The sequence below is a fragment of the Noviherbaspirillum sedimenti genome, assembly GCF_003590835.1.
Taxonomy (GTDB): domain Bacteria; phylum Pseudomonadota; class Gammaproteobacteria; order Burkholderiales; family Burkholderiaceae_D; genus Paucimonas; species Paucimonas sedimenti.
On the sequence record NZ_QYUQ01000002.1, the window covers coordinates 2184455 to 2200180 of the forward strand.

Here is a 15726-nt window from a genome sequence, read left to right on the forward strand (position 1 = left end):
TCTCCCATGAATTCGACGATCGTTAGCGGACTCTTTTCCTTGCTTTCACCTGGTGGACCGAGAGGACGACTTACAGTACTCCTCTTCCACAAGGTGCCAGAAGTGGCCGATCCATTGGCGCCGACTGAACTTTGTCTTGATCGATTTGAACATATTCTCGAATTCATAGCAGCAACGTCAAATGTGCTGCCATTGGGCGAAGCCACTGACGCGCTTGCGCGGGATAGTCTTCCCAATCGTGCGGTGGCACTTACATTCGATGATGGTTATGCCGAATGGATAGAAACCGTCGGACCAGCTTTACGCAAACGTAATTTACCCGCCACTTTCTTTGTCACGACTGAGCAACTCTCGGGACCGGCCCTATGGCATGAGCGAATTCTCGCTGCTGTTCGCGCTCTACCTGATCACGGCATTTCCCTACCCTATGGATTCGGGAGTTATGGAGATCTTAGCGCCCCGCAGAGTCGGATTCGTCTGGTGGCGGAATTGCAGGAGCGGCTGAAATATGCGCCGCTGAAAGAACGATTGACCGCCATTGAATTGCTGGAGACACAAGCAAGGACTGCAATCATCTTGCCAAGGCCATTTGATGCCGCCTCTGTCCGTGAATTACATAGTCAAGGCTTTGAAGTCGGCGCACATACCATAAGACATCCAATTCTGAATGAGTGTACGGATGAGCAAGCCAAGGCTGAAATCGGCGGCTGCAAAGAAGAACTTGAAGCAATTATCGGTGACACAGTCAATTTATTTGCATATCCGAACGGCCGTCCTTTAAAAGATTACAGCGCCAAACACGTCGGGATGGTGAAATCCTGCGGCTACAAAGCTGCTGTAGCCACAAGCGGCGGCACTGCGACCAGTTCTTCGGATATTTATCAGTTAGCGCGATTTTCTCCCTGGGATATTAACGACACCCATATTGCTTACCAGCTTGCACGCAATTTCTTTACCCGAGAGAAGCACGTACCGCTGATTCCGGCCGCAAATGGCGTAGACCAAGGCGAAGTGAAATGCCTGCTGGTGGCAAGCACCTTCCCTCCCATTCACGGGGGGTCCGCAGTTGTATATGAAAACCTGTGTGAAAAATTACCCCTTGAAAGCATCAGAGTTCTCACGGCAAAAAGAAATTATTTGAATAATCAAGAGATCGAAGGCTGGCAACAACATGACAGTACGGCTGCATTTCCAGTTGACCGTATAAGTTTGCTCCGCCCATTGATGGCCCCTCCCCCGGCCAACACCTTAGTATCGTTGTACCGTCTGGTATTTCAAGACTTGCCACTGTATGCCCGCATGCTCATGACCGCTGCACTCCTAGTTTATCGACATCGAATCAATGTCGTCTGTATCGGAGAACTCGTCACAGGCAGTTGGCTTGGCATCGCATTAAAAAAAATATTCGGTTGCAAACTGGTTATTTACGTTCATGGCGAGGAGATCACCACGGCCACAGGGGGACGACTGCACGGCAATAAACGACGGCATTATTTGGCGGCTGCCGATAAAGTGGTCGCTGTCAGCTCCTTCACTTGCGATGCACTCACCCAATCCATGGGATTGAATCCCGCTGCAATCACACTGATTCAAAATGGTGTGGATACCGACCGCTTCACTCCTGGAATAAAAGATTACGGCCTGCTCGCCAAGCACCAGCTTTATGAAAAAAAAATCGTACTCACTGTTGGGCGCCTGGTCCTACGAAAAGGTATTGATATGGCTATCAAGTCCATGGCAAGGGTTGTAACCGAAATGCCTCACATTCATTACCTGATAGTTGGCGATGGCGAATGCCGTTCCGAGTTTGAAAGTCTCATTTACAAGGAAGGCTTATCAGACCATGTCACTCTCGTAGGAAAAGTATCTGACGAAGAACTTGTCCAGTATTTTCGTACGTGCGATGTATTTCTCATGCCAAATCGAACCATGCCTGACGGCGACACAGAAGGATTCGGACTGGTATTTCGTGAAGCCAACGCGTGCGGAAAACCGGTAATTGGGGGACGCGCAGGCGGCGCAGTAGAAGCTGTTGTCGACGGAAAGACTGGTTTTTTGGTGGATGGCACAAACCCAGAAACCATCGCCACAACAATAATTGAATTGCTCCGAACCCCTCAACTTGCAGAAAACATGGGCAGAAACGGGCTTCAACTTGCATTGGAAAACAATACAAAATCCGTTGCCAACCTATTCCTAAAGACTTGCGAAAGACTCCTGCGAGAAAACCCGAACCGACTGATGTGAAGCATGAAAAAAAGTCCAACGAATTTTCAGAGGCAAGTTAATGATCCTTTTTTATGAGTTGGCTCAAATGGGGGCATCGCACGCACCATTTACCAGAGCGATGTTGCAGACAGCAGCGCACGCCTTTCCCAGTCGGGAATTGGTAATTTATGCGCATGAGTCACACCTTGAAAAAGCGCTACCCGAACCTGACCCGTTATTAGATGGCCGTCTGCAAAAAATAACCGACATCCCCCCCCCTGCACCACGACGAAATTTTTTTTGGCGTACGGTGACGACCCTCCTTTTTCTTCGTAAAACCTATGGCAAATGGAGCGGGTTCGCGCCACAAGTCCAGGTGGTATTTCTTACCGGCGAGCCTCATCACATATGGGCCGCCAAACTGTTCAGGCATTTCAATCCAGGCTTCCGGTGCCATCTTGTTCTGCACGGCGACGTTAATAACGTGCGATTTCCGCGTAGTCGCAATCCCTTTCGGCGAATTTCCGACTACTTTAGTAGCCTCGCCTACGCAAATCATCCAAATGTTAGATTTATCGCCCTTGAATCGCACATTCGCACCAATTTAGCGGCATTGATTCCATCCGTCGGCCGCATGATAGACATTATTCACCACCCCTGCATGAATACCGAAATAGACTGGCAAATTTCCAGTCCAACACGGGAGCACCTTCGGTTTGGACTCTTAGGAATTGCTGGCCGCTCCAAGGGACTTGATGTATTTGCCCGCCTGGCGCTCCGGGTTGAAAAACAAGCCGCGATCGCTGCCGATTTCCGCCTCGTCGGAAAGCTGCAGGCCAATTGCCAGAATGTCGATCTCAGTGGCATCAGCGGACCACGACCGTTTTCTAAAGACTGGCTATCTCATGAATTATTCGAACAGGAACTGGCCAACATACAATACGTTGTCCTGCCGTATAACATGGATTATTACGGGTTGTCCGCGAGTGGTGTCTTACTCGATGTCCTGCGTTGGCGCAAACCGATTGTCTCGTTCGACACGCCGGTGATCAGAGAATTGACCAATCGCTTCGGCGACATCGGCTATATTTGTGGCGATGAAAATGAGATGCTTGCAACGGTAAATAGTCTCCTGTCCACGTTCGATCAGGAACGCTATTTGTCCCAGCAATGCAATCTCGACAGGGCCTATCGCAGTCGCCTGCCTGAGGCGACGGCCATTGAGTATGCACAAACCCAGAATGCTTTCGGGCGCACCACCATGGAAGTGCTATAACCATGCGTAGAAATCTCGTTATCTCTTTCATGCAAAAGCATGTGCAAATGCTGATTGGGATAGCATCGGTCATTACCCTATCCCGATTAATTTCGCCCGAGGAAACCGGGGTTTTTTCGGTTGGCGTTGCAATTACTGCGATCACTCATGCGCTCAGAGATTTTGGCGTGGGAAACTTTTTGGTCAAAGAGGCGGAAATGACGTCGGAAAAAGCCAATACTGCTTTTACGGTATCGCTGCTAATCGCTGTTTCATTGAGCGTCATCCTGTTAGTGATTTCCGGGCCATTGGGTTCCTACTATGCCAATCCCGAGATTACGACAATTATCTACATAACAACCTTGGGACTGCTCATTTCGCCGTTTTCGACAGTAAGCTTGGCTCTCATGCTACGTGATCAACGCTTCATTGACATGTTTAAAGTCAGCGTGGCGGGCTCAGTTGCCAATGCCGTTGTTGCCATTTTTTTAGCCTGGATTGGAATGGGCGCCAAAGCACTGGCTTTGGGAGCATTAGTAAGTTCCATTGCGATTGTTTTGGTCGCCAACCTGCTCTGGCGCGATTTAGGGATCTATCGTCTCTCTCTGGTATGCTGGCGCAGGATTACGCAATTTGGGTTGCATATGACCGCCTTTGGCGTAGCTGAACAGCTTGGCCAGCGGGCCAGCGACCTCATAGTCGGCAAAGTATTGGGCTTCAGTTCTGTCGGCCTTCTAAGTCGCTCAGGGACATTGACTAGCATGGTCCAGGAATCCGTCTTATCTTCGGCTATGCCAGTGGTTTTAACGTCGATGGCCGGGGACCAGCGCAAGAGTGGTGATGTCTCCCAACTTTTGTTGCGATCGATCGAATATTTCAGCGTTATCACTTGGCCGCTGTTCGCAGTGCTATCCATTTTTGCTCATGATGCCGTACTGGTTCTATTCGGACAGAAGTGGCTTGAAGCCGCACCTTACACCAGCATGCTTTGCTACGGAGCCTGCTTCGCGGCACTATCCTCACTTGTCGGGACAACTTGCAATGCCACCGGTCGTGTCGATTTATTGTCGCGCTACGGAATCATCGCCCAGGGAATCAGGGTTGCCATGGTAGCAGCGGGCGCCATGACAGGTAGCTTGCAGACTGTGGTTCTTTTTTTGGTGGCCACAGAAGCCATTCAGTGTGCGCTTGCATATTTTTTTGTTCGCCGCACCACCTCCATCACAATTGGACAAGTAATTCAGAGAAGCTGGAAAAGCCTTGCCGTTACCGGGATCGTCGTGTCCGCCATGATCCCCATTGACGTGCTCGTCAACTACCATGCCATCATCCGACTGGCGATTGTCGCGGTGACAGCCACCATGACGTGGATAGCTGCAATTTTCCTGGTTCGCCATCCAATATCGACTGAATTTATTTTGATGACGACAATGCTCACGGGGCGTTTTCGAACACTGATGTTTTCTAGAAAAATTTAGTCGGTGACAATTTTGATTACATGAAAATTCTCGACGAACAAAAAACTTCAATGTCAGCCATTAGCATTCCTGCTGCATTTGTATTGTCAAGAACACGCTTAATTAAATTGAACTGAAATCCATGACTAAAACTCATTCAGTCGTTGTCAGCATTCTCAATTGGAACACATCGGAAAGCACGATCAATTGTGTTAATTCCGTTTTGAAAATGCAAGCAACCGAATCGCTAAAAATTCATGTAATAGTGATCGACAATGGTTCAGCCAGTGAAAACTGGGAAGCCTTAAGGCAGGGGATCAATCATGAAGTGGTTTCCATAATTCGAAAAAAAGACAATCTTGGATTCGCGGGGGGACATAACGTTGCAATTCAGATGGCCATTGCAGAAAATGCGGATTTTATCTGGCTGGTAAACAGCGATGCAATCGTTACGCCTGAAACGCTGGGGCATTTGGTTTCCATCATGGAATCGGATCCAACATGCGGAGCCGTGTCGCCAGTAATTGTCGCACTGCATGATGAAAAAATTCTCGATTTTTGCGGCGCCCAACATGACTGGGGAAATCTCGATTCGATCAGACCAAGGACGATCGATGAGGCACTTCATCGCGAAGCCAATCATTTAACGGACATGTGGGTCGCCGGCACCGTCGTCCTGTTCCGGATTGCCGCCCTTAAGTCCACAGGATTCCTTGATGAAGGTCTGTTTGCCTATTTTGAAGACGATGATATCGGCGCGCGGCTTTCATGCGCTTCTTGGACGAGTCGAATGGCCACGCAGGCCATTGTGAGGCACGCCCAGCCGCATATCAAGGAACGTCCCGCTTATTATTTTTACTTAACATCGCGAAATTCATTTCGATTTTGGCTTAAGCACACGCCAAAGCCTTATCGCCGCTTCATTCGACTTCGTTTATTGGATAGAGCATTATTTACTGCCAACAGGCTTTACCGCAGGGGCTCGAATGCAAAAGCCGAAGCCTGCCTGCTCGGGGCACTGGATGGATTCCTTGGGCGTTACGGGGTACCTGACCTGAATCGTCGACCGCCAGTATTCATGCAATTGCTCAGGAAAGCTGTGTTACTGAAGCAGTTTAGGCTACTGCGAAAAATCGAACCCTCTCAAGCTCAATGAACGGGATGCGTTCATGTTGCTAAACACCTAGCTCAAGATTGCTGTGAAGCTGCTCGACTAAAAAATTTCGGTACAAGTACTAGAGTGGCCTGTTCCAAATGCTTTTTCACACCGTACGCTTTATCCAATGGTAATCCCCCCATTTTTAAGCGAGACGGATTCAACCGGGAGGATTACCGATGCAATACGCAATTATTTTTGCGTGACTCGCCAGGCCGTTTCTTTTAGCAAGGAAGGAAGCGCCATAATCATTCTCTTGAGCAATACCCTCAAATCCCTTGGAATCTCCCGCAATAGTGAAAATATTTCACTGGCAGTTGTGAATTCCCCTTGTGCATATGCATCGTTAAACGCGCCTATACGTCGTTTTTCTATGCTTTGCAAAATGATATCTTGATAGACCGATGCGCGCGGATGATTTTTCAACGCATATTCAAATATCAATGCTTCGCCCACAGATTGCCTCATTGAGTTTCTGGAATCATTCCCCGCATGTTTTCTCACGCGGCCAAGCGGTTGCAACAACACACCAAGCCTTCCTAAGCTTACAGCCCGTAATAGAAATTCCAAATCCTCTGAACCAACACTTTTAAACTTGCTGTCATATCCCCCAATTTCCTGATAAAAGGCTTTCTTCATCGTGCTGCCGGTAGGGAATAATGGCTGATACGTCATCAGGCGCACATATAAATCCGGGATTTCAGTAATCAAATTTCCATTTGATTCTGCACCATCGAAAAACCAATCCGGTGCCAAACTGAATTTATCTGGATAATTCGAATGCTCATCAAACGGAATAAAATTGCAATAGAGTATGTCGCAGTCCGGCGAAGTTTCTAAGCAGGATTGCAGTATTTCGACAAATCTTGGATCCAGCAGGTCGTCCGAATCACACAATGTAATGTATTTGCTGTTTGCTGCCGCAACCCCTTCGTTACGGGCGGCTTGCACCCCTTGGTTGGGTGTTTGAATGATTTGGATTCGATCAATGTATTTTTGCAAGACGTCGAGTGTATGATCAGTCGATCCGTCGTTAACAACAATTATTTCGGCAAATGGCCTAGTTTGCTTGAGTGCGCTCTCAATGGTTTCGCAGATCAGGTCGGCTCTATTATAGGCAGGAATAATGAGGCTCAACGTCGCTGCTTGGCTCTGTAATGCGTCAGGCATTTGCTTTTCCAGTTTTAATAAATTGGCTGATTCGAAGTGCCAGTCTTTGAGGGAAAATACGTTTCAATAGCGACGGGATCTCGTCTACAAGAGGATGCTTAAAATATAGAATACCGATCAGCCAAGTGCTCCCCATACTTATGCCAATCAATGGCAATACCAGAATTTCTGGCCACTCAGAGGGCAATAGAATTTTCAACATGAAAGCTATCATGAAACAAAAAACGCTGACTTTAACGCTTGGAATATGCGCGGCAGCTGACATGCGAATGCTGTAGCCCAAATATCTGGCCATGAGCAGCGCCGCAACGGGGGTCGTGAGCAAATCGGCGATGCACAGCGCCAATGCCAAAGTTAATATATCTTTGGCGCCCATCATGTAAATGAGAATGAGCCTGGCAATTATTCCAATACTGGTGGAGATTGCAAAAAGATACGGCTTTCCTATGGCAGTCAATGCGGGCTGGCACAAAATGTACCCAATACGCGCGGCACTGGCACTACAGATAAATACCACTAGCGGAGCGGCTTCAATCCAGCTTTTCCCGTAAAGCAGCCCAATAATCTCCTCAGCAAACACCGCAATCAGTATGTACGCTGGCCAGGCGAGTCCGGTTAGATAACTGGTTGACTTGGCCAGCATTGCGCCAAGCGGAGCCAGCGCATGATAATTTCTTGCAATATAGGGCAGTGCATTGTATGTGACAGTGGGGCCGGCGATCTGCAAAAAAATGCCGACTAAACCATTGGCGCGACTATATAAGCCTGCACTATGCGGGCCATTTAGCTTGCCCAGCACTAGATCGGGGATGGAAATATAGATGTCTTCGAACAAGCTGCCAATGATAGAGCCACCACCAAATTTTATGGGATTGCGCCATCCTCGAAAAGATGGCATTAGGCTGATTCCATTGGGACGTAATGGGATATAGGTCAGAATTGAGACAGCGATGTTCGCCACATTTGCCCAAGCCAAGGCCATATAGCTGAATCCCAAGGATGCCAATGCAATGCATGTAATTGCATAGGCAATCGTGCTTAGGAGATTGACGATGGCCTGCTTCCCGGCCTGATGCTCCCTCGACAGTAACGCATAAAACAGGGAAGCAAAGGGTAACAATGTGAAACTGATACTCATTACGCGCATTACTGCGCCAATCCCTGGTTGTCCGAAATACGCGGCAACATAATCGCTTGCAAAATATATGAAAGCCGCGATGATCCATGAAGTCGTGATGAGCAAGCCAATGGCGGACCGAATTTTTTGGTGCGTCAGATCCTTTTCTTGCTGCAAATAGCTGGTCACCCCGAAATCCCGGAAGGTGTGGGAAATGCCAATAAATACCGCGGTGATGGAAAAAATTCCGACTTCTGCAGGCGTAAGCAATCGTGAAAGTACAAGAGTTACGCCAAACTGCATCGCCATTGCAGAATTGGACGAAAAAAACGTAATGAATAAGGAACGCCGCAATCGAATCATTGCTTGGTATTGAGTTGACTACTTTGTTTCAAAGCAAAATTGTCGCACTAGTTTTATGGGACCAATTGACACGATAAAAAAAGACGTTGTCGTCTTGCACAACTTTAATTCTTCGACTTGCTTATATTTTCGAGAAGAATAGCTCGACGATGTACAGGCCCAAAAGGTTTCATGAATTAAAAAATCCCCGTCGTGCCGAGACGGGAATTAATTTGATAGCTATATTCCGCGCACCCACAGTCAAAGATTCGTCAGGCAATTCCCATTCATCGTACGAACCCTCCTGGAGAATCCTGAACAACTTGCGACTTATTACAGCAACAATGAATTACACCTGACCAAATCTTTCCATTTGAAAGAAAATATTTTTGTGCACCCTATCTTGGAACAATGGCGAATTGCGGGTCTGTTGAGTAATCCGGTTTCATTTGTCGCTGATTAAAAATACTCCAGGCAGTTGCTGCATTCGCGATACCAGAATCCTTGGCATATGCAAGAGCCGGTTGCATATTGGCGGGGAAGCCCATTGAAGACTGTGGATATCCAACCATCGCTCCGGCAATCATGGGTGTGCCCGGGTCCTCCAACTGAATTTGTTGCGCCATCGCGGCACTACCACATGCTGTCGCCCGCAAGGCAGCAGAGAGCGTCGCCTGATAGACTTGTGCGTAGGTAGTGAAAAACGGACTCGTGTTGGTAGGCCGCATATTGAATGTATAGACAGATCCCATCACCCAGCAGAATCCTGCGTCAGCCATGCGCCCAACAGGGAATTTGGCTTTCCATGCCAACAGTGCAGGTGCTCCGGAAAAATTACGTTCCGCTGCATGTCCGATAACGGAAGTAAAAAAATCATCCTGCCATGGCGCGATTCCTGTTTCGTTATTGTATGAAAATGCATAGCCATTGGTCAAAGCACCAAATACATTTGCACTTGCATTCGTCGTATAGGTTGTATTGAACCATGCGAGATTGGCAGCCAATATGGCATTGAATTGTGCTTTCATTGGGTCGCTATCCGGAAGGACATAGGCAGCGTCTACAACATTCCGTAAGGTCCAAGCCTGCCCTCGAACCTGGTCCGATGCTACCAGGCCTTGCTCTAATTGCCGATACACCGGATGACCGCCCCCTACACTCCACATGGTATAGAACAGCAGTTCTTCGAGGTAATAGTGCTCCCCCGTTAGTAAGTAAGGCAAATAATTAAATGCCGGTTGATGCGCTGTATCCGCCACATTGGGGTTATTGCAAACCGTTGTACAACCTGGCAATGCCTCGTTACGATTTGCTGTCGGGTTAAATGAATCGGAGGATGGCCCATTCAACGTCATGTAAGGGTAGTCAGCCAGGCTGATCGGACGGCCTGTTACTTTATCGCGATAGTGTGTGGGCCAACTTCCGGACAAGTCACCCATACCTAAAGTGACATCCTTGGCACGTTTGTCCATGCTCAAGACTGTCATTGCTCCCCAACCAGGGATGAGACCGATTTCAGGCCGGCCACCGGTCGTTGGCATATAGGGCGTGGCAATACCGTTGCCCATTGGCTCGATCGATGCCGCATCAAAATTCATTTTAAGATTGGCCAAGCCGGTTTCCGATATCGTGATGCTCTGGTCGTAATTCGGCACGGCTTTGGATGCAATCAAATAAGCTGTATTGTGCTTAATGTGCGCCAGCGGAGCCGTCCCCCACCAGAACGATTTGCGCCAGCGCGCATGATGATAATGCGTCAGCGCGTTATTGGAGTATACAGTCTGGCCGCCGACCTCGACCTGCACGTCATAGGTGAAATCCTGCGGGTTAGGCTCATACGCCCAGCCATTTTCAACAATCACATCGACTTTGGCTTTATTGATTCCAGCATAGGCCCGGATCGCAAAACGTGCCACCAGATGGGGATGCACTACACCGCCGGCGGTTTTCAATGGCGCCGACACCAGCCATTCATTGACAGATGGTCCAACAAGCCACTTGGTGGGATTAGGTAACTGCAGCAGGTCTTTTGCCGAGACACTGTAGGCAACGCCGCCGATCGTGAGATTGACTCTGGCATCAAATCCGCCATTGAGCAAATCCGCCAAGGCTGTTGCCGAAGGTGTCGCCGTATAGGCGGCAGTCTTGACCAACTTGATTGTCTGCGACTGTCCGGCAGCCAGTTGCGGCAGTACCGTCGAAATCACGGCATGGCGTAAAGAGCCATCGGCATGACTCGCCTTGGCATCGATTTGCAAGCCCAGCGGGGTACCGTCGGCCAGCGTGCCGGTGATGGACTCGCTGGACCCAACTTCCCCCTGAACGAACACTTGGCCAAACGTCAATGGCACATTACCTTGCGCACCCGCACTTGTGCTTTCAACCTGCAGGGTAGTTACAGTGCCACCAATCGGCAGGCTGGTAGTGGTTGTACTCGTTGTTGTCGTGGTGGTGGCAGCCGTTGTCGTGGAAGCCACACTGCTACCGCCACCGCCGCAACCGCCCAGCAATGCGCCCATCAGCAAGATAACTCTTGGCAGCATCGCCTTGGATAGTTTTTTCATTCCCATTTCCCCCCGACCGCAGCCGATTACATGAAACAATTTTTCATATTTTTCTTGAATGAAATATATCATAGGTGAAATATTGTTAATAAAAAATATTTCGCTAACAGATTGATTTTATTGCCTTAATTCAACATTTTCGCCAATTCACTCGCTTGCGGCACGCACCATTTTTGGGCGGTTATCGCCCCCTTCACACCTGATACATTTTGTTGCAACCTTTACCAATTGCGTCTGGCCCCGTCGCGGCCGCTGGTATTTAATGATTCCGTTATCCCAACGAGTCTGATCATGAAAACTTTCCTCACTCCGGCCCTCGCCGCCATCGCCGCGACAGCCTTGCTCGGCGCCTGCGCCAGCCCCGGTCAATCCGGCCCCTACGGATCGCAACCCTATCCTGCCATCTATCCCGCCACCACCAGCACCTATCCGTCGAACAGCACGCCCTACCAGGTTTCCTTCGGCGTGGTGGACTCGATACAACTGACGCAGGCGGCCAGCGGCCAGGCCAGTGGTGCCGGCGCGATTATTGGCGGAGTGGTCGGCGGTGTGCTCGGCAACCAGGTGGGTGGTGGCAGCGGCAAAACCGCGGCGACGGTCGCTGGCGCTGTGGGCGGCGCAATCGCCGGCAATGAAATTGAAAAACGCAGAGGCGGCGCGCAGAGCAACCGCTACCAGATTGGCGTGCGGCTGGACAATGGTGCGTATCAAACCATCGTGCAGGACAATCTCTACGATCTACAGGTCGGCACCCGCGTTCGTGTTGAAAACAATACGGTATATCGCTACTGACCCATGCAGGCAAGGCGGATCACCCTGCTCGCATGGGCATCAGCCTTGCCGCAACTGGCATGGCCGCAGGATCAAGCCTCAGGAGGCCATGCCCGCTTCGGCGGCATGCATGGCACCGCTTTGCTGAGGCTGGCCGGCCGACTTGGGCTTGCCCATGATGTCACCGAAACGATACTTTGCCCGGCGGTCGCCCAATACCTCACGCAACTCACGAATGCTGCGGCCAGTCGTTTCATGCATGCGGATGAGGATCGACGCACTGACCGGCAACCTGCCATGACGGATCTTACTGATCAACGGCGGTCCGATTTGCAAGGTGCGACATAGCGCCGCATCGTTCTTGAGATGCAACTCCTTGATCAAGGTATCCAGCAAACGATTTGGCTGGTAACCGTCTTGTATTTCCATGTCGCTCATGTCGTCTCCTATCAGGTTATGAAAAAAAATTGCCTTAAAAGATGACCAGCGGGGTGCTGCTGAATTCCCGGCTTGACCGGCTCCCTTTTGCGCCTGCACAAAAAATCCAGTGCCGTCCTGCTTCGAGGTTTTTCCTTGCTTAATTGCGAGTCATATCGCCCTGCTGGCGCGAATGACAGTCAAACGACGAGGGATGGCTACAGTCGCATGCCGCGATGCGGGAGAAGCATTTGATGGGCCAAGGGCGAAAGCCAGATGGCGGCAAGAATTGCGATGTCAAGTTGCCGCCCTCAAGATAGACGAAATGCGGACTTCATTCATGAAAAATGCGGCTTCTGCGGCGCGACCTGGCGTGAGCGCACGCGGCGCGAAAATGCCGTGATGAAAGCCGCATATTCATTCGAACCGGGACGGATGCCGGCCTTGGCTGCCTTGGCCACCCCGCTCTCGAAGGTATCGCCCAGATCGTAAGCCAGGTCACCCAGGGACCAGGCTTGGCCCTTATCCGTACCAGCCATCTCCGCAAGCATGAATTTACCCAAGGTGGTGCCGGACAGTAGCGGTTGCGGATAATCCATCGTCGTCGACTCCAGTTGGCATTGAACGATCTTGTTTGACTTGTGCGTTCAGACAGGCTGACAAGTGCTGTAGAACATTCTCTTCCGCATAGGGACGAACGGTTTGAATTTTGTCAAAATTCTGCTTGCATGCCCTGCCCGCCATCATCAGGGAGAGGCGAAGGACACGCCATTGAGACAAGGGCGAGATATTGTTCCAGTTTGGCAATACGGTTGGTTTCCATATACCATGGAAGCAAGCACATTCCGGGGTATGCTGCAATGCCAATCAAATTTCCCAAGTCGGGCCAGCGTCTGGTCGCCATGCTGGTGCTGCTGAGTACCGCGACGCTGCCTGCGATTGCCGCCAGCGAAGACGATACCCAGCTGGCGCGCCGCTATCTGCGTTGCGCCGCCTTTTATTTATTTGGTACCAGCGGGGTCAGCAAGCCGGAATTGAAACAGCAGCTGCAGCAGATGGCTAACATCAGCCTGTACAGCGCGGAAGTATTGATGGACAAGGACCGCCTGCGGGTCAAGAGTGAATTCGACAGCGCGCGCGAAAAATTTCTCGCTGAAACTTTAAGCGATGAAGTCAAGGCTGACGCCCGGGGCTTTTTGCAATACATGGGCGAGCACTGCAACGAACTACGGAAAAATCATCGGGTGCCGCTGCCCAAGCCAGCCTCGTGAATCCAATCCTAGACCGCAATAAAACCACCTGCGAATCAGTACTACTTTTTGCCAGTGCGGCGACGTCGCACAAATCCCAGCAATCCCACGCCAAACAAAGCCAGTGTTGCGGGTTCCGGCACCTGTGACACATCAGCATGCACGTTCAGCACGTCATTGTTGCAGGATGGCGCCCAGAAAAAATCCAGTGCGCTCGCATTGCTGAACATGGCCAGTTCGAACGACAATTCAATGACGGAATGCTGGTTGGTCACATCATCACGCGTGTACACGTAATCGGCCATGCCGAGCTTGGCAGAATTGACGCCGGCATTGAACTGCACCCCCGCCGTTTCACCGGCGATGGGACTGCTCATCCACTGGACATTCGACCAGATACTGCCGGCGGTCTGGGCGGCTGCGGCATTGGCAGACGACACGGTATAGCCATTCGAGTTCAACGTGTAGGTGGTGCCTTGGGCGCCTTCGTTGATCGCACCCTGCTTGATTCCGGTGCCGCCCGCGCCACCGCCAACTTCGATGCCATAGACTTTGTTATTGTTATCGACGATGCGGATATCGCCCGGGCTGTAATACTGCGCACCATTGTCCGGCCGCTGGCCGGTGGCGATCGTCAGGAATATCTTGCCGGCCTGGTAGGCGACCGCCATGAATTCGACATCATAGTTCTGACCACCGTAATGCGGCCCGAGGTAATAATCATTTTTTGTATCGTTCGTGTCCTCGATCGCATAACCCAGCAGCAAGGCGCCAGCCGGCGCAGCCACGGTGGCGAAATTGCTGGCTGGCGTCGACTCGTCGAATCCTTCAACAAGACATTCCAGTCAGCAATGGTGCCGTCAACAGCCAGCGGTGCCGCCTGAGCCTCTGCGGAAATAGCCAGCGCCGTTATAACGGTTATCAGCAGCGTCTTGAACATATAAAATTCCTTGGCAAAAATGATTTTCTCTGCAGTAAGCACGAAGCAGGCCAAGTCGAGATCGGTTCACATTTTGCCGGGAAGGTTTTTTTATCTGCGTTGCATGCACTAGGCAAGTCATTGATTTTATTTAATAAATTTCAGTCATCAATGAACTGGGCCGATGCAGAAAAATTCCGAAAAAAAAATGTTAAATAAATAACAGTCATTAACAATTGCATTTCTAAAATTATTACTTAGTGTAAATTTTTTCGACAACATTACGCTTGGACGACCACGCCATAGTTAGGTCGCTCATAAGCACATGAAAACCCTGCCCGCATCAGGTTCTGGCACGATGTATTGAAGCTTTCCGTTTCAGCCACAAAATACCGCATGCCGAGTGCAATGCCATCGGCAATACGTCGCGCAATCAAGGCTTGCTGGACACCGCGCTGGCGAAATGCCGGCAAGGTCGAGCCAATGCCCAGCCAGGCGACATCGTTATCGACATACATGGCCGCCGCCCCGGCTGGTTGGCCATCGACAAAAGCCAGATAGTGGCGCCAACGGGGCAAGCCGACAGTCGCTGCCATCCAGTGCGCAACGATCGGTGGCCGCTCGAAGCCACGCGCCGATACATCGCCGAACAGCGCCTTGTCATCCAGTCCGATCAGCCGGATGTCCCAATCATTTCCCTGCAACGGCGCATTGTCGCGCACCAGTTTGACCGAATAGCCGCGCAGCACCAACCCGGCTTCAGCCAGCCATTGCTCAAGTTCTGCAGGACGTGCATGGGGACTGATCTGCAACGCAAAATTGCGCATGCCAGTCGCCCTGAATCTGGCTGCCAGCGTCAGGATTTGTTCGCGCGTACAAGAAGCCCCCAGGCCAAGCGCAATGGCGCGATTGCCCAAGGGTGCGTCAGCGACCAGGCAATGCGAGATGACGACATTGCCCTGGCGTTCCACAGATAATTGCAAAGCTAGCGCCACCTCGACAGGCACAGCGCGGCACAGCGCTTCCCACGAATCGGCATCGATCTGCTCCAGTGCAATGTGCAGCTTTGCATCCTGCAGCTTTTTATCGTCAACATTCAT

The 15726-nt window shown here is 50.6% G+C and carries 13 protein-coding genes; 6 read left to right on the top strand and 7 right to left on the bottom strand.

What is annotated here, in order from left to right:
* Positions 1-6 precede the first annotated feature (6 nt).
* The 4 genes from D3878_RS10145 to D3878_RS10165 all read left to right on the top strand — a co-directional run bounded on the left by D3878_RS10145 (position 7) and on the right by D3878_RS10165 (position 6076).
* On the top strand, positions 7-2247 hold the full coding sequence (locus tag D3878_RS10145; protein ID WP_119785356.1) for a glycosyltransferase: 2241 nt from the start codon (positions 7-9) through the stop codon (positions 2245-2247).
* A gap of 40 nt (positions 2248-2287) precedes the next feature.
* Complete coding sequence (locus tag D3878_RS23480) at positions 2288-3484, top strand: glycosyltransferase (RefSeq protein ID WP_147383920.1); 1197 nt, start codon at positions 2288-2290, stop codon at positions 3482-3484.
* A gap of 2 nt (positions 3485-3486) precedes the next feature.
* The gene (locus D3878_RS10160; RefSeq protein WP_119785359.1) at positions 3487-4941 is read left to right on the top strand and encodes an oligosaccharide flippase family protein; all 1455 of its coding nucleotides are present in this window, start codon (positions 3487-3489) and stop codon (positions 4939-4941) included.
* Between the two features lie 121 nt (positions 4942-5062).
* The gene (locus D3878_RS10165) at positions 5063-6076 is read left to right on the top strand and encodes a glycosyltransferase family 2 protein (RefSeq protein WP_119785360.1); all 1014 of its coding nucleotides are present in this window, start codon (positions 5063-5065) and stop codon (positions 6074-6076) included.
* Between the two features lie 192 nt (positions 6077-6268).
* On the opposite strand, the gene D3878_RS10170 is transcribed toward D3878_RS10165, so the two are convergent.
* From D3878_RS10170 to D3878_RS10180, 3 genes are all read right to left on the bottom strand, one after another.
* A complete protein-coding gene (locus D3878_RS10170) occupies positions 6269-7246 on the bottom strand; it encodes a glycosyltransferase family 2 protein (RefSeq protein WP_119785361.1) in 978 nt (325 codons plus the stop codon).
* The gene (locus tag D3878_RS10175) at positions 7239-8726 is read right to left on the bottom strand and encodes an oligosaccharide flippase family protein (RefSeq protein ID WP_119785362.1); all 1488 of its coding nucleotides are present in this window, start codon (positions 8724-8726) and stop codon (positions 7239-7241) included. The genes D3878_RS10170 and D3878_RS10175 overlap by 8 nt, the downstream gene beginning before the upstream one ends.
* Before the next feature lie 377 nt (positions 8727-9103).
* The gene (locus tag D3878_RS10180) at positions 9104-11341 is read right to left on the bottom strand and encodes a hypothetical protein (RefSeq protein ID WP_233556298.1); all 2238 of its coding nucleotides are present in this window, start codon (positions 11339-11341) and stop codon (positions 9104-9106) included.
* 219 nt (positions 11342-11560) lie between these two features.
* Here D3878_RS10180 and D3878_RS10185 point away from each other — a divergent pair, with 219 nt between their 5' ends.
* Positions 11561-12061 (top strand): glycine zipper 2TM domain-containing protein, encoded by a 501-nt coding sequence (locus D3878_RS10185; protein ID WP_119787821.1) that lies wholly within the window; start codon positions 11561-11563, stop codon positions 12059-12061.
* A 78-nt stretch (positions 12062-12139) separates the two neighbouring features.
* Here D3878_RS10185 and D3878_RS10190 read toward each other — a convergent pair whose 3' ends face one another.
* Positions 12140-12478, bottom strand: a complete 339-nt coding sequence (locus tag D3878_RS10190) for a hypothetical protein (protein WP_119785363.1) — start codon at positions 12476-12478, stop codon at positions 12140-12142.
* A gap of 317 nt (positions 12479-12795) precedes the next feature.
* Positions 12796-13056, bottom strand: coding sequence for a hypothetical protein (locus tag D3878_RS10195; protein WP_119785364.1), 261 nt, complete (start codon positions 13054-13056; stop codon positions 12796-12798).
* Between the two features lie 261 nt (positions 13057-13317).
* Here D3878_RS10195 and D3878_RS10200 point away from each other — a divergent pair, with 261 nt between their 5' ends.
* Positions 13318-13728 (top strand): hypothetical protein, encoded by a 411-nt coding sequence (locus tag D3878_RS10200; protein ID WP_119785365.1) that lies wholly within the window; start codon positions 13318-13320, stop codon positions 13726-13728.
* 41 nt (positions 13729-13769) lie between these two features.
* On the opposite strand, the gene D3878_RS10205 is transcribed toward D3878_RS10200, so the two are convergent.
* Both D3878_RS10205 and D3878_RS10210 read right to left on the bottom strand, forming a co-directional pair.
* A complete protein-coding gene (locus D3878_RS10205; RefSeq protein WP_119785366.1) occupies positions 13770-14495 on the bottom strand; it encodes a PEP-CTERM sorting domain-containing protein in 726 nt (241 codons plus the stop codon).
* A gap of 412 nt (positions 14496-14907) precedes the next feature.
* Positions 14908-15726 carry a GNAT family N-acetyltransferase gene (locus tag D3878_RS10210; RefSeq protein ID WP_119785367.1) on the bottom strand — a complete coding sequence of 273 codons (819 nt, stop codon included), beginning with the start codon at positions 15724-15726 and terminating at the stop codon, positions 14908-14910.

Excerpts from the sequence above, each read along its gene's own strand:
- D3878_RS10145 (WP_119785356.1), top strand. The coding sequence starts at position 7 with ATGAATTCGACGATCGTTAGCGGACTCTTTTCCTTGCTTTCACCTGGT.
- D3878_RS23480 (WP_147383920.1), top strand. The coding sequence starts at position 2,288 with ATGATCCTTTTTTATGAGTTGGCTCAAATGGGGGCATCGCACGCACCA.
- D3878_RS10160 (WP_119785359.1), top strand. The coding sequence starts at position 3,487 with ATGCGTAGAAATCTCGTTATCTCTTTCATGCAAAAGCATGTGCAAATG.
- D3878_RS10165 (WP_119785360.1), top strand. The coding sequence starts at position 5,063 with ATGACTAAAACTCATTCAGTCGTTGTCAGCATTCTCAATTGGAACACA.
- D3878_RS10170 (WP_119785361.1), bottom strand. The coding sequence starts at position 7,246 with ATGCCTGACGCATTACAGAGCCAAGCAGCGACGTTGAGCCTCATTATT.
- D3878_RS10175 (WP_119785362.1), bottom strand. The coding sequence starts at position 8,726 with ATGATTCGATTGCGGCGTTCCTTATTCATTACGTTTTTTTCGTCCAAT.
- D3878_RS10180 (WP_233556298.1), bottom strand. The coding sequence starts at position 11,341 with ATGATATATTTCATTCAAGAAAAATATGAAAAATTGTTTCATGTAATC.
- D3878_RS10185 (WP_119787821.1), top strand. The coding sequence starts at position 11,561 with ATGAAAACTTTCCTCACTCCGGCCCTCGCCGCCATCGCCGCGACAGCC.
- D3878_RS10190 (WP_119785363.1), bottom strand. The coding sequence starts at position 12,478 with ATGAGCGACATGGAAATACAAGACGGTTACCAGCCAAATCGTTTGCTG.
- D3878_RS10195 (WP_119785364.1), bottom strand. The coding sequence starts at position 13,056 with ATGGATTATCCGCAACCGCTACTGTCCGGCACCACCTTGGGTAAATTC.
- D3878_RS10200 (WP_119785365.1), top strand. The coding sequence starts at position 13,318 with ATGCCAATCAAATTTCCCAAGTCGGGCCAGCGTCTGGTCGCCATGCTG.
- D3878_RS10210 (WP_119785367.1), bottom strand. The coding sequence starts at position 15,726 with ATGAATGTTGACGATAAAAAGCTGCAGGATGCAAAGCTGCACATTGCA.